Origin of the sequence: Marinobacter sp. THAF197a (genome assembly GCF_009363275.1) — a bacterium.
In the GTDB taxonomy this organism is placed as follows: domain Bacteria; phylum Pseudomonadota; class Gammaproteobacteria; order Pseudomonadales; family Oleiphilaceae; genus Marinobacter.
Genome location: NZ_CP045324.1, coordinates 3,478,204 through 3,496,227, shown reverse-complemented (window position 1 = coordinate 3,496,227; position 18,024 = coordinate 3,478,204). Strand labels below are relative to the sequence as shown.

Sequence of the window (18,024 nt, the reverse complement as noted above, 5' to 3'; positions counted from 1 at the left end):
AACCTCCCTGGGACAGCATTCAGAAAGATTTGGAGTGATTCGATGAGCAAGATTATTGGTATCGACCTGGGAACCACCAACTCCTGTGTGGCCATCATGGATGGCGACAAGGTAAAGGTTATTGAAAATGCTGAGGGTGATCGTACGACTCCCTCCATTATCGCGTACACCGACGATAACGAGACCCTGGTTGGTCAGTCCGCCAAGCGCCAGGCGGTCACCAACCCCCATAACACCCTTTACGCCATCAAGCGTCTGATCGGTCGTCGTTTTGAGGACGATGTGGTTCAGAAAGACATCAAGATGGTGCCTTACAAGATCTCCAAGGCCGACAACGGCGACGCCTGGGTTGAAGTGAAGGGCCAGAAGATGGCACCGCCCCAGATCTCTGCAGAAGTTCTGAAGAAAATGAAGAAGACTGCAGAAGACTACCTGGGCGAGAAGGTAACGGAAGCAGTTATCACCGTGCCGGCTTACTTCAATGACAGTCAGCGCCAGGCCACCAAAGACGCGGGTAAGATCGCCGGTCTGGAAGTGAAGCGTATCATCAACGAGCCGACCGCGGCTGCCCTGGCCTATGGCCTGGACAAGAAGAGCGGTGACCGCACAGTTGCTGTATACGATCTGGGTGGTGGTACTTTCGACCTCTCCATTATTGAAATTGCGGATGTCGACGGTGAGCATCAGTTCGAGGTTCTGGCCACCAACGGTGACACCTTCCTGGGTGGTGAAGACTTCGACCTGAAAGTCATCGAGTACCTGGCAGACCAGTTCAAGAAAGACAGTGGCATCGACCTGCGCGGCGATTCCCTGGCCATGCAGCGCCTGAAGGAAGCCGGTGAGAAAGCGAAGATCGAGCTGTCCAGCAGCCAGCAGACAGACGTGAACCTGCCATACATTACTGCAGATGCGTCTGGGCCCAAGCACATGAACGTGAAGCTGACCCGTGCCAAGCTGGAAAGCCTGGTGGAAGACCTGGTTAATCGCAGCCTGGAGCCCTGTAAAGTGGCCCTGCAGGACGCCGGCATGAAGGCTTCTGAAATCGACGAGGTTATCCTGGTTGGTGGTCAGACCCGTATGCCGCTCGTGCAGGAAAAGGTTAAAGAGTTCTTCGGCAAAGAAGCCCGTAAAGACGTGAACCCGGACGAAGCCGTGGCCATGGGTGCTGCCATCCAGGCGGCCGTTCTTTCCGGTGACGTGAAAGACGTGTTGCTGCTGGACGTAACCCCGCTGACCCTGGGTATCGAAACCATGGGTGGCGTGGCGACTCCTCTGATCGACAAGAACACCACCATCCCGACCAAGAAGTCGCAGACTTTCTCGACAGCGGATGACAACCAGACTGCGGTCACCATTCACGTAGTCCAGGGTGAGCGCAAGCAGGCTGCCCAGAATAAGTCTCTGGGCCGTTTCGACCTGGCTGACATCCCGCCGGCCGCTCGCGGTGTGCCGCAGATCGAAGTAACCTTCGACATCGATGCCAACGGTATCCTGAACGTGTCTGCCAAAGACAAGGCCACCGGTAAAGAGCAGTCCATCGTGATCAAGGCCTCTTCTGGCCTGAACGATGATGAGATCGAGAAGATGGTTCGCGATGCCGAGGCCAACGCCGAGGAAGATCGCAAGTTCGAAGAGCTGGTTCAGGTCCGTAACCAGGGTGATGCCATGGTTCACGCCGTGCGCAAGACCCTGACCGAAGCCGGCGACAAGGTTTCTGACAGTGAAAAGGAGTCTATCGAGGCGGCTATCAAGGATCTGGAAGAAGCCCTGACCGGCTCTGACAAGGAAGCCATCGAAACCAAGACTCAGAAACTGACCGAAGTGTCTTCCGAGTTGGCACAGAAGATGTACGCGGATCAGGCAGACCAAGCTCAGCAGGCTGGCGGGCAGGAAGGTGCCCAGTCCCAGGCGGCTGACGATGCGGTGGACGCCGAATTCGAAGAAGTCAAAGACGACGACAAGAAGTAAATCCTAAGTACATCAGGTAGTTGGAAAACGCGGGGGTAAGCCCCGCGTTTTCCGCGTTATAGCAACAGGGTTTTAAGCATGGCCAAGCGCGATTATTACGAAGTACTCGGGGTCTCCCGGGACGCGGACGAGAAGGACATAAAGCGGGCTTACCGAAAGCTTGCGATGAAATACCATCCGGACCGTAACCCGGACGACAAAGACGCCGAGAACAAGTTCAAGGAGGCCAGCGAAGCCTACGAAATTCTTGCCGATGGCAGCAAGCGTGCGGCCTACGACCAGTTTGGTCATGCCGGCGTGGATGGCCAGGCCGGCGGTGGCTTTGGCGGCGGTGGTGCCAGCTTCTCCGATATCTTTGGTGATGTCTTCGGTGACATTTTCGGTGGCGGTGGCCGGGGCCGCAACACTCGCGGTTCCGACCTGCGCTACACCCTGGAAATCGATCTGGAAGAAGCCGTCAAAGGCAAAACCGTAAAGATCAATATTCCTGGCCACAAAGAGTGTGAAGCCTGCGACGGCAGCGGTGCTGAAAAAGGCTCCCGTCCGGAAACCTGTGGAACCTGTCAGGGTATGGGGCAGGTTCGCATGCAGCAGGGCTTCTTCACCGTGCAGCAGGCATGCCCGACCTGCCGGGGCTCCGGTCAGGTCATCAAGAATCCCTGTAAAGTGTGCCACGGCCAGGGCCGCGTGAGGCAGGAAAAAACCCTGTCTGTGAAAGTGCCGCCCGGTGTGGATACCGGAGATCGGATTCGTCTCTCAGGAGAGGGCGAAATGGGCGTTGATGGTGGGCCGCCAGGTGACCTGTATGTGCAGATTGCCGTGCGCGAGCATTCCATCTTCACCCGTGATGGCCGTAATCTATACTGCGAAGTGCCAATCAGCATCGTGGATGCAGCCTTGGGCGGTGAGCTCGAAGTACCGACCCTGGATGGCCGGGTCAAACTCAAGATTCCACCGGAAACCCAGACCGGCAAACTCTTCCGCCTGCGCAACAAGGGGGTTAGCCCCGTTCGCGGTGGCCCTGCAGGCGATTTGCTGTGCCGCGTGATGGTGGAAACGCCAGTCAACCTGACCAAGCGCCAGAAAGAGCTGCTGGAAGAGTTCCAGGAAACCCTGAGCGGCAACAACGGCACCCACCATGCTCCGAAGAAAACCTCCTGGTTTGAGGGTGTGAAAAGCTTCTTCGACGAAATGAAATTCTGAGGGCATAACAGATGCGGGTAGCAATCATCGGCGCCGCCGGGCGCATGGGCAAAGTTCTGATCGAAGCCGTAGACGGCACCGAAGGCCTCGAGCTCGGCGCCGCCATCGTTGAGCCAGGCAGCAGCCTGATTGGCGCCGACGCCGGCGAAATGACTGGCATCGGCAAAACCGGCATCAAAATGGCCGGCAGCCTCGAAGACGTTAAAGACAACTTCGACGTACTGGTGGACTTCACCTTCCCGGACCTCACCCTGGAAAACGCCAAGTTCTGCAGCGCCAACGGCAAAATGATCGTCATTGGCACCACCGGCATGACCGATGCTGAAAAAGAACAGCTGGCCCTGGCCGCCGAATCCACCCCCGTGGTCTTCGCCCCCAACATGAGCGTTGGCGTCAACGTCGTCCTCAACCTGCTGCGCACGGCCGCGGCTACCTTGGGTGACGACTACGACGTAGAAATCATCGAAGCCCACCATCGCCACAAAAAAGACGCCCCCTCCGGCACCGCCCTGCGCATGGGCGAAGTCGTAGCTGACGCCCTCGGCCGCGACCTCAAAGAATGCGCCGTCTACGGCCGCGAAGGCTTCACCGGCGAACGCACCCGCAAGGAAATCGGCTTCGAAACCATCCGTGCCGGCGACGTGGTGGGCGACCACACCGTTCTGTTCGCCACCGAAGGCGAGCGCATCGAAATCACCCACAAGGCCAGTAGCCGGATGACCTTTGCCAAGGGGGCTATGCGGGCCGCACTCTGGTTGAAAGGGAAGGCCGCTGGGCTATATGACATGCAGGATGTCTTGAATCTGAAGGGCTGAACGTCCTCGTGGAAAGTTGACCTCGAGTGAACGGCTGTGGAACAGCGGACTTTGAGGCAGGAGGGCTGGATCGCCTTCCCGAAAATCTCGGAGGCCATGGATGGCCGGAGCGAAGCGCACAGGGATGTGCTCGTAGCGTTTTTCGGGAAGGCGATCCAGCCCTCCTGCCGGACAACCGCCATACTCCCGGCAAGAATTCGACGTGGACAGAAAACGCCAAAATAGCTTACAATAAGGCGATTTGACTGCACCAAGCGTACCTTTGAAAAGTTTATAAGAAAGCGGGACCGGGTTTTTACCTTGTCTCGCTTTTTTGCAACCTGAATTTGCGCTTGCGTTCCTGTTCGTGACGAACTTACGCCACTCGATGAGGATACAAGCCTTGAGCACACCAGCAATCCTTGCACTCGCAGACGGAAGCCTCTTCTACGGCACCGCCATCGGCGCAGACGGAGAAACCAGCGGCGAGGTAGTGTTCAACACTGCCATGACCGGCTACCAGGAAATCCTGACCGACCCGTCCTACTCGCGCCAAATCGTCACCCTGACGTATCCCCACATTGGCAACACCGGTGTAAACGAAGAAGACGTAGAATCAGACCGCATCCACGCATCCGGTCTGATCATCCGCGATCTGCCCCTGGTCGCCAGCAGCTGGCGTAACCAGCAGAGCCTGGGCGAGTACCTGCGAAGCAACAACATTGTTGGCATTGCGGACATCGACACCCGCCGCCTGACCCGCATCCTGCGTGACAAAGGCTCCCAGAACGGTGCCATCATTGCTGGCGAGAACGCCACCGCCGAGCGCGCCCTGGAACTGGCGAAAGCCTTCCCAGGCCTCAAGGGCATGGATCTGGCCAAAGAAGTCACCAGCGAGAAATCCTATCAGTGGAGCCAGACCGAGTGGGATATCACAGACGGTTACGGTGACCAGGCCGCCGCCAAATTCAAGGTCGTTGCCTGGGACTACGGTGTGAAGTTCAACATCCTGCGCATGCTCGCCGCCCGTGGCTGCGACATCACCGTGGTGCCTGCGCAAACCCCGGCCTCGGAAGTGCTGGCCATGAATCCCGACGGCATCTTCCTGTCCAACGGCCCCGGCGACCCCGAGCCTTGCGACTATGCCATCACGGCTATCCAGCAAGTGCTGGAAACCGAAATCCCGGTGTTCGGCATCTGCCTCGGTCACCAGTTGCTGGCTCTGGCCAGTGGCGCCAAAACCATGAAAATGGGCCACGGCCACCACGGCGCCAACCACCCGGTGCAGGATATTGCCAAAGGCACCGTGATGATTACCAGCCAGAACCATGGGTTTGCGGTAGACGAAGCAACCCTGCCGGCTAATGTGGAAGCCACCCACAAGTCGCTGTTTGACGGCACGCTGCAGGGTATTCGCCGCACCGACAAGCCGGCTTACAGCTTCCAGGGTCACCCGGAAGCCAGCCCGGGCCCCCATGATGTGGCGCCCCTGTTCGACGAGTTTATCCAGCTGATGGAAGCGCGATCTGCCTGAGGGCAAGGCCATCATAGATAGCTCACTGGCGCATCGTACGCGCTGAAAGAATTCAAAAGTTGCTGACAGGTTTACCGAGACATGCCAAAACGTACAGACATCCAAAGCATCCTGATCCTGGGCGCAGGTCCCATCGTGATCGGGCAGGCGTGCGAATTCGATTACTCCGGGGCCCAGGCCTGTAAGGCGCTGCGCGAAGAGGGTTACCGGGTTATCCTGGTGAACTCCAACCCGGCCACCATCATGACCGACCCGGCCATGGCCGATGCCACCTACATCGAGCCCATCACCTGGAAGACGGTCGAAAAGATCATCGAGAAAGAAAAACCGGACGCCCTGCTGCCCACCATGGGTGGCCAGACCGCGCTGAACTGCGCCCTGGACCTGGAAAAGCATGGTGTATTGGAGAAGCATGGCGTCGAAATGATCGGTGCTAATGCCGACACCATCGACAAAGCCGAAGATCGCGACCGTTTCGACAAGGCCATGAGAAAAATCGGCCTGGAATGCCCGCGCGCAACCATCGTTCACTCCATGGCCGAAGCCTGGGCGGCGTCCGAAGACATCGGCTTCCCGTGTATCATCCGCCCGTCCTTCACCATGGGTGGCTCAGGCGGCGGTATTGCCTACAACAAGGATGAATTCGAGGAAATCTGTACCCGTGGTCTCGACTTGTCCCCGACCAACGAGCTGCTGATTGACGAGTCCCTGATCGGTTGGAAAGAGTACGAGATGGAAGTTGTTCGCGACAGGAACGACAACTGCATCATCGTCTGCTCCATCGAAAACTTCGATGCCATGGGCGTGCATACCGGTGACTCCATCACCGTGGCACCGGCCCAGACCCTCACTGACAAGGAATACCAGATCATGCGGAACGCCTCGCTGGCGGTACTGCGTGAAATCGGTGTCGAAACCGGCGGTTCCAACGTGCAGTTCGGCATCAACCCGGACACCGGCCGCATGGTGGTGATCGAGATGAACCCGCGGGTGTCCCGTTCCTCGGCCCTGGCCTCCAAGGCTACTGGCTTCCCGATTGCCAAAGTGGCGGCCAAGCTGGCGATTGGCTATACCCTCGATGAGCTGCAGAACGAAATCACCGGTGGTGTGACCCCGGCCTCGTTCGAGCCGAGCATCGATTATGTCGTCACCAAAATCCCGCGCTTTACCTTTGAGAAGTTCCCCCAGGCCGACGCTCGCCTGACCACCCAGATGAAGTCTGTTGGCGAAGTTATGGCCATTGGCCGCACGTTCCAGGAGTCCATGCAGAAAGCGCTACGCGGCCTGGAAGTGGGTTCTGAAGGTTTTGATGAGAAGCTGGATGACCTGGATTCCGAGAATTCCCGGGAAACCCTGACCCGGGAACTCAACGTGCCGGGCGCTGACCGTGTCTGGTACATCGGCGACGCATTCCGTGCCGGCATGACCGTGGAAGAAGTGTTCCAGCACACCAAGGTGGATCCCTGGTACCTGGTCCAGATTGAAGATCTGGTGCGCGAAGAGGCCGCATTGAAATCCGCAGGCAAGGCGGACATTGATCAGGCCACCCTGTTCCGTCTCAAGCGCAAGGGCTTCTCTGACGCTCGCCTGGCCAAACTGCTGGGCATTTCCGAGGTGAGCCTGCGCAAACTGCGTCACGATCTGGGCATCCGCCCGGTGTACAAGCGCGTAGACACCTGCGCCGCCGAGTTTGCCTCAGACACCGCCTACATGTACTCCACCTATGAGGAAGAGTGCGAGGCAGATGCCAGTGATCGCGAGAAAATCGTGGTGATCGGTGGTGGCCCGAACCGGATCGGCCAGGGCATCGAGTTCGATTACTGCTGTGTGCACGCGGCCCTGGCCATGCGTGAAGACGGCTATGAAACCATCATGATCAACTGTAACCCGGAGACCGTGTCCACCGATTATGACACCTCCGACCGGTTGTATTTTGAGCCGATCACCCTGGAAGACGTGCTGGAAATCATCCACGTTGAGAAACCCAAGGGCGTGATCGTGCAATACGGCGGCCAGACCCCGCTGAAACTGGCTCGTGGTCTTGAAGCGGCCGGTGTGCCCATTATCGGCACCAGCCCGGATGCCATTGACCGTGCCGAAGACCGTGAACGTTTCCAGCAGATGATCCAGCGCCTGGGGCTGAAACAGCCGGAAAACGCCACCGTACGCAGTCACGAGGAAGGCATCCTGGCGGCCCGCGAAATCGGCTACCCGCTGGTGGTGCGCCCGTCCTACGTACTGGGTGGTCGGGCGATGGAAATCGTCTATGACGAAACCGAGCTGGTGCGTTACATGCGTAACGCGGTGCTGGTGTCCAATGACAGCCCGGTGTTGCTGGACCACTTCCTGAATGCCGCCGTTGAAGTAGACATTGATGCTATCTGCGACGGCACAGATGTGGTCATTGGTGGCATCATGCAGCACATTGAGCAGGCCGGTGTTCACTCCGGTGACTCCGCCTGTTCGCTGCCGCCATACAGCCTGCCTAAAGAGGTGCAGGATGAAATGCGCGAAGCGGTTAGGAAGATGGCCATCGAGCTGGACGTTATCGGCCTGATGAACGTGCAGCTGGCGTGGCAGGATGGCGAAATCTACGTGATTGAGGTCAACCCCCGCGCCTCCCGTACCGTGCCCTTTGTCTCCAAGGCCATTGGTGTGTCCCTGGCGGCAGTGGCGGCCCGGGTAATGTCCGGCAAGACCCTGAAAGAACTGAACTTCACCCAGGAAATCGTGCCGACTTACTATGCGGTAAAAGAATCGGTATTCCCGTTCAACAAGTTCCCGGCGGTAGATCCGATCCTTGGGCCGGAAATGAAGTCCACCGGTGAGGTGATGGGTCTGGGCGACAGCTTCGACGAAGCCTTTGCCAAGGCGGCTCTGGCCATCGGTGAGCGCCTGCCTGCCCAGGGTACCGCGTTCATGTCTGTGCGGGATGTCGACAAGCCCGGTGCGGCGAAGGTGGCTCGTGACCTGGTTGAGGCCGGGTTCAAAGTGATTGCCACCACTGGCACTGCCAAGGCGCTGGAAGCCGAAGGTGTTGCCGTGGAGCGGGTAAACAAGGTTCGCGAGGGTCGCCCGCACATTGTTGACGCCATCAAGAATGGTCAGGTTCAGCTGATTATCAATACCACTGAAGGTCGCAAGGCGATTTCCGACTCGGCCCAGATTCGCCAGTCCGCCCTGCAGACCAAGGTGACCTACACAACCACACTGGCAGGCGGCGAAGCCTTCTGTCGGGCCATCAAATTTGGCCCGGAGCGCACAGTACGTCGCCTCCAGGATCTACACGCAGGAAAGTAAGACTATGGCTGACAGAGTACCCATGACCAAGGCGGGCGAAGCCCGCCTGCGCGAGGAGCTGAAAAAGCTGAAGTCCGAAGATCGTCCCCGGGTGATTCAGGCAATCGCCGACGCCCGTGAGCACGGTGATCTCAAGGAGAATGCTGAGTATCATGCCGCCCGTGAGCAGCAAAGCTTCATCGAAGGCCGGATTCAGGAAATCGAAGGCAAGCTGTCGGTAGCCCAGGTGATCGATGTGACCACCATGGAGAACACCGGCAAGGTGATCTTTGGCACCACGGTACACCTGGTGAACATGGACACCGACGAAGAGGTTAAATACCAGATCGTTGGCGAAGACGAAGCCGACATCAAGGCCGGCAAGCTGTCTGTATCCTCACCGATTGCCCGTGCGCTGATAGGCAAGAACGAAGGCGACGTAGTCGCCATCCGCATCCCCTCCGGCACCGTAGAATACGAAATCTCCGAAGTAGAGTACGTCTAGGGTCAAAGGGTCTGTCCTACGGGTCTGTCTTACGGGTCTGTCCCCGAACGGGGACTGACCCCCTTTTACCCCGCCGATCTCCCAAGCCAAACAAAAAAAGCCGCACTCCCCAGCGCGGCTTTTTACATCATCCCTGGCGAAAAATTACTTATTCCGTAACAAATTCGACAACTTCGGATTAGGTTTCTTGGCCCGCCGCAGAATCACCGCAATCTTACCAATCGTCTGCACCAGCTCCGCCCCGGAGCTCTCGCACAACGCCTGAATCGCTTCCTGGCGCGCCTCGCGATCAGTGCTGGCCACCTTGATCTTGATCAGCTCATGATCATTCAGGGCGCGCTCAAGCTCATCCTGCAAGCCCTCAGACAGGCCTTTATCGCCAACAATAATGACGGGCTTCAGATTGTGGGCAATCGCCCGGTATTCCCGGCGCTGTTCCGGAGAAAGACTCATGATGTAATCTCTTTATCGGTGCAATTAACAAAAGGTCAGCGGCGAAACGGCTGACGACGTCGTATAATTTCGCAATTGTAACAGATAGATTCCCGCTAAAAATGGTCGTAATCACCTACAATCGCGCCCGCTGGCGCGGTGCACAGCGGGATGACGGGTCCTGGCGCCCTGTCGGTTGTCGGCCGGAACCTTCCTGTGCGGTCAGGGTCAAAGGTTTCAGAAATCTCAAGTGGTGCTGGTTACAGTCCTCAGATTGTGTTTTTGCGGGGTCAGTCAGCGGGTCTGTGGTCGATACGGATGGGCCGTTTCTGGTGGACAGGCGTACAATTGGTGTAAGGTGTCGGAAAAGGGTTGGCGGCCACATGGCTACAGCCCCGCAATTCACAGGTGATGATCCTTGAACGATATGGCAAAAAATCTGGTTCTCTGGCTAATCATAGCCGCCGTGCTGTTGATGGTGTTTCAGAATTTCTCTCCCACCACCACCGGCCAACAAGTCAACTATTCCCAGTTTGTGGAGATGGTCCAGCAGGGCCAGGTCCGGCAAGTGACCATTGACGGTCTTCAGGTGCAGGGTGTCCGTGGTGACGGTTCCCAGTTCCAGACCATTCGCCCGCAGGTCTCTGACAACAAACTGATGGATGATCTGCTCGCCAATAGCGTCGAAGTGATCGGCAAGGAGCCTGAGCGCCAGAGCCTGTGGACGCAGCTTTTGGTGGCTGCCTTCCCGATTCTGATCATCATCGCGTTGTTCGTATTCTTCATGCGCCAGATGCAGGGCGGTGGCGGCGGCAAAGGCCCCATGTCCTTTGGCAAGAGCAAGGCACGCCTGCTCAGTGAAGATCAGATCAAAACTACCTTTGGCGACGTCGCCGGTGTCGACGAAGCCAAGGAAGACGTCAAAGAGCTGGTGGACTTCCTGCGTGACCCGAGCAAGTTTCAGCGTCTGGGTGGCCGCATTCCGAAAGGCGTGTTGATGGTGGGCCCTCCGGGTACTGGTAAAACGCTGCTGGCAAAAGCCATCGCCGGTGAAGCGAAAGTGCCGTTTTTCTCCATCTCCGGTTCTGACTTCGTAGAGATGTTTGTGGGCGTGGGTGCTTCCCGTGTTCGTGACATGTTCGAGCAGGCCAAGAAGCAAAGCCCTTGTATCATTTTTATCGATGAGATTGATGCGGTTGGTCGCCATCGTGGCGCCGGTATGGGCGGTGGCCACGACGAGCGTGAACAGACCCTGAACCAGCTGTTGGTTGAGATGGACGGCTTTGAAGGCAACGAAGGCGTCATCGTGATCGCTGCTACCAACCGTCCGGACGTTCTGGACCCTGCGCTGCTGCGTCCGGGTCGCTTTGACCGCCAGGTGGTGGTGAGCCTTCCAGACATTCTTGGTCGAGAGCAGATTCTTAAGGTGCACATGAAGAAAGTGCCCCTGGCCGACGGTATTGATCCGGCAGTTATTGCCCGTGGTACGCCTGGTTTCTCCGGTGCTGACCTCGCTAACCTGGTGAACGAGGCGGCCCTTTTCGCGGCGCGTCGTAACCAGCGTCTGGTTTCCATGGAAGAGCTGGAACTGGCGAAAGATAAAATCATGATGGGCGCCGAGCGCAAATCCATGGTGATGAGCGAGAAAGAAAAGCGGAACACCGCGTATCACGAGTCTGGCCATGCCATTGTTGGTCGCCTCGTGCCTGAACATGATCCTGTCTATAAGGTCAGTATCATTCCCCGGGGGCGCGCTCTGGGTGTGACCATGTTCTTGCCGGAAGAGGACAAGTACAGTCACTCCAAGCGCTACCTGACCAGCTCAATCTGCAGTCTGTTCGGTGGCCGAATTGCCGAAGAGCTGACGCTTGGCTTTGACGGTGTGACGACTGGCGCCTCCAACGACATCGAACGTGCCACCAGCCTGGCCCGCAACATGGTCACCAAGTGGGGGTTGTCGGAAAAGTTGGGTCCCCTGCAGTACGATACCGACAGCGAAGAGCCGTTCTTGGGTCGTTCTGCCGGCCAGTCGCACTCCCATCACTCTCCGGAGACCGCCCAGCGGATTGATGAGGAAGTTCGAAATATCATTGATGAGTGTTATGCCACGGCCAAGCAGATCCTGATTGAGAACCGTGACAAGCTGGACCTGATGGCTGAGGCCCTGATGAAGTACGAGACCATTGATCGCTACCAGATCGATGACATCATGGCAGGCAAAGAGCCGCGGCCCCCGAAAAACTGGGGCGATAGTGGTCCCACCGGCGGAGTGAAAGCTGAAGAGCCAGCTCCGGAGCCCCGGTCATCGGATGACGGGCGTCAGCCCGGAGTAGGCAGGCCCGCCGGCGAGCACTGATCGCACGCGCAAGGCCTAGTCAAATACAGCGCCGCCCGGCCTCCGGGCGGCGTTTGTTTTTGTTACCCCTGAACAGAAAACTTCGGAATACCTGCTATGAAAATGAATTTTGCTGGCCGTTCGGTAGACCTGTCCCGTTGCCAGGTGATGGGGATTCTCAATGTTACGCCCGATTCCTTTTCTGATGGTGGTCGTTTCAATACCGCCGATGCCGCGCTCGTTCGCGCCAGGACCATGGTCGAAGACGGCGCCTCGTTTATTGATGTTGGCGGTGAATCAACCCGGCCCGGCGCCGCACCAGTGTCAACCCAGGAAGAACTGGACCGGGTTTGCCCCGTGGTGGAGGCCATTGCCCGTGAGCTGGATACGGTGATTTCAGTGGATACCAGCAACCCCGTGGTGATGGCGGAAGTGGTCAGTCTCGGTGCCGGTTTGATCAACGATGTGCGGGCGCTCCAGCGAGAGGGTGCACCGGAAGTGGCGGCCAAAGCCGGCGTACCCGTCTGCATCATGCACATCCAGGGTGAGCCGGACACCATGCAGGATAACCCCCGATACCATAACGTCCGGCGCGACGTGAGTTCGTTTCTGACCGAACGGATGCGGGTGGTAGAAAAAGCCGGCGTGCGGCCGGAAAACATCATCCTGGACCCGGGATTTGGCTTCGGGAAAACCGTTGAGCACAACATCCAGTTGTTGGCGACTCTGGAGCAGTTGCATTTGCTGGGGCATCCGTTGTTGATCGGGGTGTCCCGGAAATCCATGCTCGGAGCGATTACCGGCCGAGACGTCAACGAAAGGTTGCCGGCAAGCCTCGCTGCCGCGACAATATCCGCCATGAAAGGCGCAAGCATCCTCAGGGTGCATGATGTGCGGGAGACGGTGGACGCCGTCAAGGTCGTGACGGCAGTTAAGGAGGCAATCTGATGTCCCAGCGCAAGTATTTTGGAACCGACGGAATCCGGGGGAGAGTGGGCGAAAGTCCGATTACCCCGGAGTTTATGTTGCACCTTGGGTGGGCAGCAGGCCAGGCATTCAAGAGGCAGGGCCAGCGAAACAGCGTGCTGATTGGAAAGGATACCCGCTTGTCAGGTTACATGTTTGAATCCGCACTTGAGGCGGGATTGTCTGCTGCGGGGGTGGACGTGAAGTTGCTTGGCCCGATGCCGACGCCGGCCATTGCCTACCTGACCCGAACGTTTCGGGCATCTGCAGGCATTGTGATCAGTGCCTCTCATAACCCGCACCACGACAACGGCATCAAGTTCTTCTCGGCTAACGGCACCAAGCTCGATGACGCCCTGGAGGCTGAGATCGAGCGCTGGCTCGAGCAGCCGATTCAGGTGTGCGAGCCCAATGAGCTGGGCAAGGCAAGCCGTGTCGACGACGCCCCGGGCCGGTACGTGGAGTTCTGCAAGAGTACGGTGCCCAATGAGTTTACCCTCGATGGACTGCATATCGTGCTCGACTGTGCCCATGGCGCCACATACCACGTTGCCCCCAAGGTGTTTAAAGAGCTCGGAGCCAGGGTTTCGGTGATTGGCGCAGAACCGGACGGGCTGAATATCAATCTCAATGTGGGGTCGACCCACCTGGATGCTCTGAAACAAACCGTTGCTGAGAAGCAGGCTGATCTGGGCATTGCTTTCGATGGCGATGGCGACCGTGTGCTGATGGTCGACCGGGACGGCTCCGAGGTGGATGGAGACGAATTGCTGTTTATTCTGGCCTCCCAGCGTCATGCTGAAGGTCGGTTGAACGGTGGCGTGGTTGGAACCCTGATGACCAATCTGGGGGTTGAGCTGGCGCTGCGCGAGATTGGCATCGAATTCGAGCGTGCCAATGTGGGTGACCGTTATGTGATGGAGCGGCTGCTGGCCAACAACTGGATTATTGGCGGAGAAGGCTCCGGCCATATGGTGATTCGTGACTGCACCAGTACCGGCGACGGTATTGTCTCTGCGTTGCAGGTGCTGTTGGCGGTTCGCCGGTCTGGCAAGACCCTGGGAGAGCTACGTCAGGGTATGGCCAAGTTGCCCCAGACGATGGTGAATGTGCGGGTGGCCCAGCGATTTGATCCGCTCAGCCGGTCAGACATCGTTGAGGCGATGCGCAGGGCAGAGGCTGACCTGGGCGAGGCCGGCAGAATCCTGTTGCGGGCGTCGGGAACGGAGCCCCTGATTCGGGTGATGGCAGAAGGTCAGAATGCCGATGACATTGCCCGGGTTGCCGAGCAGCTGGCCCTCGTCGTGGAGCGTTCAACACCCTGATTTTGTGGAATAGGGCGGGTTGTGCGAGACAAATGTCTGCTGTATAGTTCGCCCTCCCTCAGGTCGGGACGATTGAGATTTGGTATGCGTCGCAAGATCGTAGCTGGAAACTGGAAGATGAACGGGTCGAAAGACCTGGTGCAGCAGCTGGTCGGTCAGGTCCGCGAGCAGGTTGCCAGTCTTGATGCCAGGGTAGAGGTGGTTGTCATACCTCCTGCCCTTTATGTTGACTCTGTGGTTGCGCTTTGTGGCTCTGAATTGGTTGCTGGCGTGCAGAACGTCAGTCAGTGGCAGTCAGGTGCCTACACTGGTGAAGTGTCCTCTGATATGGCGAAAGATCTGGGGTGTCAGTACGCTCTGGTTGGTCATTCCGAGCGTCGCCAGTTGTTTGGTGAGTCCGACGAAGTGGTTGCCAGGAAGATCGAGCGTGTTCTGGCATCCGGGCTGACGGCGGTACTTTGCGTCGGTGAGACTCTGGAAGAACGCGAGGCCGGTTCGGCTGAGCAGGTAGTGGCCAGCCAGGTTCAGCAAGGTCTGGCGTCGGTGGCTGGTGACCAGTGGTCGAAAATTGTGGTTGCCTACGAGCCGGTATGGGCGATAGGCACTGGAAAGACGGCGACTGCAGAAGATGCCCAGGCCATGCACGCGGATATTCGCCGGGTGCTTGCAGAGATGGGTGCGCCGTCTGAGACGATTTCAGTACTTTACGGCGGCAGTGTAAAAGCGGATAATGCGGCCGCTCTGTTTGCAGAGCCCGATATTGATGGCGGTCTTATAGGTGGTGCTTCCCTTAAGGCTGAAGATTTTGTAAGTATCTGCCGTGCGTTTCCGGTGGGTGCGTAAGCCAAAACGTTTACGAGAGTCTGTATGGATTGGATGGAAACACTGGTAGTCGTTGTTCACGTCGTGATCGCCGTGGCTCTGGTGGGTCTGGTCCTTATCCAGCAGGGTAAGGGTGCAGATGCCGGTGCTGCTTTCGGTGGCGGTGCGTCCCAGACCGTGTTCGGTAGTCAGGGCAGTGGTAGCTTTCTGACCCGTCTGACCACGTTTATGGCGGTTGTGTTTTTTGTGACGAGTTTTTCGCTGGCAATCTTCGCCAAGCAGCGTGCTGAAGTGGCAGGTGAGGCCGGTATTCCGACAGTTCAGGAATCCCGTCAGGCGCCGGCTGAAGCTGCGCCTGGTATCGAAGAATCTGCAGGTGGCGAAAGCGAGGGTGGGGAGTCTCAGCTCCCTGACCTCGAGTAAAGAATGATGCCCGGGTGGTGAAACTGGTAGACACGCCATCTTGAGGGGGTGGTAGCGAAAGCTGTGCCGGTTCGAGTCCGGCCCCGGGCACCATATTTGAGTAAGACGGCTTGGAAGTTCCAGGCCGTTTTTTTTGGTCAGTCCTTGACCAGTCTGCGCGGCGTCTCTATACTCCGGCGGATATTGGACCTTGCAACGGCGTTGTGGTGTCCAGGCAGGCCAGGTGTCTGTCGGCAGAGGGCAGAGTTGGGTTAGCTTTCTGCGAATTCTTGCAACAAAAGGCCCCATTCATAGGGGCTTTTTGATTAAGGGGCCTGGCGCAAAGGGCCCTGGTGCATAAAAAGGGCTGATCAACAGCCCTTTTTTTGTTTTTGTAGTCCGAAAATCTGAATACGGAGGCGGCGACACTTGTCAGCCAAGCTTAAACAACTGGAAGACATTCTGCGCCCGGTAGTGGAAGGGCTCGGGTATGAATTCTGGGGTATCGAATATCGTTCCCGGGGCTATCAGTCCATGCTTCGGGTGTTTATTGATGATGCGGAAAATGGCATCAGCATTGAAGACTGCGAGAAAGTCAGCCGTCAGATAAGCGGCGTGATGGATGTGGAAGACCCCATCCAGAGTGAATACACCCTTGAGGTGTCGTCGCCGGGTATGGACCGGCCGCTGTTTCGTCTCGAGCAGTATCAGGAATTCGTTGGCCATCAGGTTCAGATCAAGCTGCGCATGGCGTTTGAAGGCCGGCGCAAATTTACAGGCCTGATCAAAGGTATAGAGGGCGATGAAGTCATCGTGGTTGTTGATGACCACGAATACCTGTTGCCTTTTGACAGTATTGAAAAGGCCAACATCGTACCGGTTTTTGAATGACCCATTCGAACAAGACTGTGGATGCATCGATTATATTGAGGGCAGGGCAATCCAATGAGTAAAGAGATCTTGCTGGTAGTAGAATCCGTCTCGAACGAGAAAGGTGTCGAGAAAGACGTGATTTTCGAGGCGATCGAGCTGGCGCTCGCGACCGCTGCCAAGAAGCGTTATGAAGATGAAGAAGCGGACATCCGGGTTGCCATTGACCGCCGCACCGGAGAGTACGAGACCTTCCGCCGCTGGTTGGTGGTAGACAACGACGCCGTTCCAGCGCTGGGTACAGAGCTTACCTTCCAGGAAGCCGAAGAAATCAGTCCAGATCTGAAGCCGGGTGACATCCACGAAGAGAAAGTGGAATCAGTCGCCTTTGGACGTATCGGTGCCCAGGCAGCCAAGCAGATTATTTTCCAGAAGGTTCGCGAAGCTGAGCGCATGAAGATCGTCGACAGCTACCGCGACCGCGTTGGCGAGCTGGTTTCCGGAACGGTCAAGAAGGTGACACGGGACAACGTTATTGTGGATCTGGGTGGCAATGCCGAAGCACTTCTGCCCCGTGAGCATCTGATTCCCCGGGAAACCTTCCGCATGGGCGACCGCGTGCGTTCCCTGTTGCTGGAGATTCGCACCGATCATCGGGGCCCGCAGCTGATCCTGAGCCGTACCGACGCGCAGATGCTGATTGAGCTGTTCCGCATTGAAGTGCCGGAGATTGCTGAAGACCTGATTGAGATCCGTGGTGCAGCCCGTGATCCCGGCTCCCGTGCCAAGATTGCCGTGAAGACCAACGATCGCCGTATTGATCCCGTGGGTGCCTGCGTGGGCATGCGGGGCTCCCGGGTCCAGGCTGTGTCCAACGAACTGGGCGGCGAGCGTGTTGATATTGTGCTGTGGGACGACAACCCGGCCCAGTTGGTCATCAACGCCATGGCGCCGGCCGAGGTTGCCTCCATCGTGATGGATGAAGACCGCCACACCATGGACGTTGCCGTCGCCGAAGACAATCTGGCCCAGGCCATCGGCCGTAACGGCCAGAACGTTCGTCTGGCCACTGAGCTGACCGGCTGGACTTTGAACGTAATGACCGAGGAAGAAGCCGGCGAGCGCCAGGAGCAGGAATACTCTCGCCTGGTTGAGCACTTTACCGCGCACCTGGACGTTGACGAGGAATTTGCCGGTGTCCTGATCGACGAAGGCTTTACCTCGATTGAGGAAGTGGCGTACGTGCCGATGGAAGAAATGCTGGCCATCGATGGCTTTGACGAGGAAACCGTCACAGAGCTGCGCCGTCGTGCCAAAGACGTCCTGTTGAACCAGGCGCTGGCGAGTGAAGAAGCCCTGGAGGGCGCAGAGCCCGCCGAAGATCTTCTCAACATGGAAGGCATGGACCGTTCACTGGCGTTCAAACTCGCTGGTATGGGCGTGCGTACGATGGAAGATCTGGCTGAGCAGTCAATTGACGAACTGCTCGAAATTGAAGGTATGGATGAAGAGCGTGCTGGTCAGCTGATCATGACCGCGCGTGCCCCCTGGTTTGAAGACCAGGCCTGATTCGGGAGAGGAGGACCAGT

General features: G+C 57.7%; 14 protein-coding genes and 1 tRNA gene. 14 read left to right on the top strand and 1 reads right to left on the bottom strand.

The features are described 5' to 3' along the window. Nucleotides 1–42 precede the first annotated feature (42 nt). From dnaK to greA, 6 genes are all read left to right on the top strand, one after another. Entirely contained in the window at nt 43–1,968 is a 1,926-nt protein-coding gene (gene dnaK, locus FIV08_RS16230) for a molecular chaperone DnaK (protein ID WP_152439084.1), read from the top strand. Nucleotides 1,969–2,046: 78 nt separating this feature from the next. Then, nucleotides 2,047–3,171, top strand: a complete 1,125-nt coding sequence (gene dnaJ / locus FIV08_RS16225; protein WP_058092540.1) for a molecular chaperone DnaJ — start codon at nt 2,047–2,049, stop codon at nt 3,169–3,171. Between the two features lie 11 nt (nt 3,172–3,182). Then, nucleotides 3,183–3,986, top strand: coding sequence for a 4-hydroxy-tetrahydrodipicolinate reductase (gene dapB, locus FIV08_RS16220; protein ID WP_152439083.1), 804 nt, complete (start codon nt 3,183–3,185; stop codon nt 3,984–3,986). Between the two features lie 382 nt (nt 3,987–4,368). Beyond that, nucleotides 4,369–5,499, top strand: a complete 1,131-nt coding sequence (carA, locus tag FIV08_RS16215) for a glutamine-hydrolyzing carbamoyl-phosphate synthase small subunit (RefSeq protein WP_228715442.1) — start codon at nt 4,369–4,371, stop codon at nt 5,497–5,499. Between the two features lie 81 nt (nt 5,500–5,580). Continuing rightward, entirely contained in the window at nt 5,581–8,799 is a 3,219-nt protein-coding gene (gene carB, locus FIV08_RS16210; protein ID WP_106694149.1) for a carbamoyl-phosphate synthase large subunit, read from the top strand. A 4-nt stretch (nt 8,800–8,803) separates the two neighbouring features. Beyond that, nucleotides 8,804–9,283 (top strand): transcription elongation factor GreA, encoded by a 480-nt coding sequence (gene greA, locus FIV08_RS16205; RefSeq protein ID WP_082780474.1) that lies wholly within the window; start codon nt 8,804–8,806, stop codon nt 9,281–9,283. A gap of 144 nt (nt 9,284–9,427) precedes the next feature. Here the strand turns inward: greA and yhbY are convergent, their stop codons facing one another. Continuing rightward, nucleotides 9,428–9,736 carry a ribosome assembly RNA-binding protein YhbY gene (yhbY, locus tag FIV08_RS16200; RefSeq protein ID WP_058092544.1) on the bottom strand — a complete coding sequence of 103 codons (309 nt, stop codon included), beginning with the start codon at nt 9,734–9,736 and terminating at the stop codon, nt 9,428–9,430. 397 nt (nt 9,737–10,133) lie between these two features. Between yhbY and ftsH the strand changes: the two genes are divergently transcribed. The 8 genes from ftsH to nusA all read left to right on the top strand — a co-directional run bounded on the left by ftsH (nt 10,134) and on the right by nusA (nt 18,004). Beyond that, on the top strand, nt 10,134–12,071 hold the full coding sequence (ftsH, locus tag FIV08_RS16195; protein WP_172972290.1) for an ATP-dependent zinc metalloprotease FtsH: 1,938 nt from the start codon (nt 10,134–10,136) through the stop codon (nt 12,069–12,071). 96 nt (nt 12,072–12,167) lie between these two features. Beyond that, nucleotides 12,168–12,998, top strand: a complete 831-nt coding sequence (gene folP, locus FIV08_RS16190) for a dihydropteroate synthase (protein ID WP_152439081.1) — start codon at nt 12,168–12,170, stop codon at nt 12,996–12,998. After that, on the top strand, nt 12,998–14,341 hold the full coding sequence (gene glmM, locus FIV08_RS16185) for a phosphoglucosamine mutase (protein ID WP_152439080.1): 1,344 nt from the start codon (nt 12,998–13,000) through the stop codon (nt 14,339–14,341). The genes folP and glmM overlap by 1 nt, the downstream gene beginning before the upstream one ends. Before the next feature lie 84 nt (nt 14,342–14,425). Continuing rightward, nucleotides 14,426–15,184 carry a triose-phosphate isomerase gene (tpiA, locus tag FIV08_RS16180; protein ID WP_152439079.1) on the top strand — a complete coding sequence of 253 codons (759 nt, stop codon included), beginning with the start codon at nt 14,426–14,428 and terminating at the stop codon, nt 15,182–15,184. 24 nt (nt 15,185–15,208) lie between these two features. Further along, nucleotides 15,209–15,586 carry a preprotein translocase subunit SecG gene (gene secG, locus FIV08_RS16175; protein WP_152439078.1) on the top strand — a complete coding sequence of 126 codons (378 nt, stop codon included), beginning with the start codon at nt 15,209–15,211 and terminating at the stop codon, nt 15,584–15,586. Between the two features lie 8 nt (nt 15,587–15,594). Further along, nucleotides 15,595–15,679: transfer RNA gene (locus FIV08_RS16170), tRNA-Leu, on the top strand. A gap of 315 nt (nt 15,680–15,994) precedes the next feature. Continuing rightward, nucleotides 15,995–16,456, top strand: coding sequence for a ribosome maturation factor RimP (rimP, locus tag FIV08_RS16165; protein ID WP_058092549.1), 462 nt, complete (start codon nt 15,995–15,997; stop codon nt 16,454–16,456). A 54-nt stretch (nt 16,457–16,510) separates the two neighbouring features. Further along, nucleotides 16,511–18,004 carry a transcription termination factor NusA gene (nusA, locus tag FIV08_RS16160; protein WP_152439077.1) on the top strand — a complete coding sequence of 498 codons (1,494 nt, stop codon included), beginning with the start codon at nt 16,511–16,513 and terminating at the stop codon, nt 18,002–18,004. Nucleotides 18,005–18,024: the final 20 nt, after the last annotated feature.

What these genes read in the sequence shown, in the direction of transcription:
- dnaK (WP_152439084.1), top strand. Translation starts at nt 43, where the DNA reads ATGAGCAAGATTATTGGTATCGACCTGGGAACCACCAACTCCTGTGTG.
- dnaJ (WP_058092540.1), top strand. Translation starts at nt 2,047, where the DNA reads ATGGCCAAGCGCGATTATTACGAAGTACTCGGGGTCTCCCGGGACGCG.
- dapB (WP_152439083.1), top strand. Translation starts at nt 3,183, where the DNA reads ATGCGGGTAGCAATCATCGGCGCCGCCGGGCGCATGGGCAAAGTTCTG.
- carB (WP_106694149.1), top strand. Translation starts at nt 5,581, where the DNA reads ATGCCAAAACGTACAGACATCCAAAGCATCCTGATCCTGGGCGCAGGT.
- greA (WP_082780474.1), top strand. Translation starts at nt 8,804, where the DNA reads ATGGCTGACAGAGTACCCATGACCAAGGCGGGCGAAGCCCGCCTGCGC.
- yhbY (WP_058092544.1), bottom strand. Translation starts at nt 9,736, where the DNA reads ATGAGTCTTTCTCCGGAACAGCGCCGGGAATACCGGGCGATTGCCCAC.
- folP (WP_152439081.1), top strand. Translation starts at nt 12,168, where the DNA reads ATGAAAATGAATTTTGCTGGCCGTTCGGTAGACCTGTCCCGTTGCCAG.
- glmM (WP_152439080.1), top strand. Translation starts at nt 12,998, where the DNA reads ATGTCCCAGCGCAAGTATTTTGGAACCGACGGAATCCGGGGGAGAGTG.
- tpiA (WP_152439079.1), top strand. Translation starts at nt 14,426, where the DNA reads ATGCGTCGCAAGATCGTAGCTGGAAACTGGAAGATGAACGGGTCGAAA.
- secG (WP_152439078.1), top strand. Translation starts at nt 15,209, where the DNA reads ATGGATTGGATGGAAACACTGGTAGTCGTTGTTCACGTCGTGATCGCC.
- nusA (WP_152439077.1), top strand. Translation starts at nt 16,511, where the DNA reads ATGAGTAAAGAGATCTTGCTGGTAGTAGAATCCGTCTCGAACGAGAAA.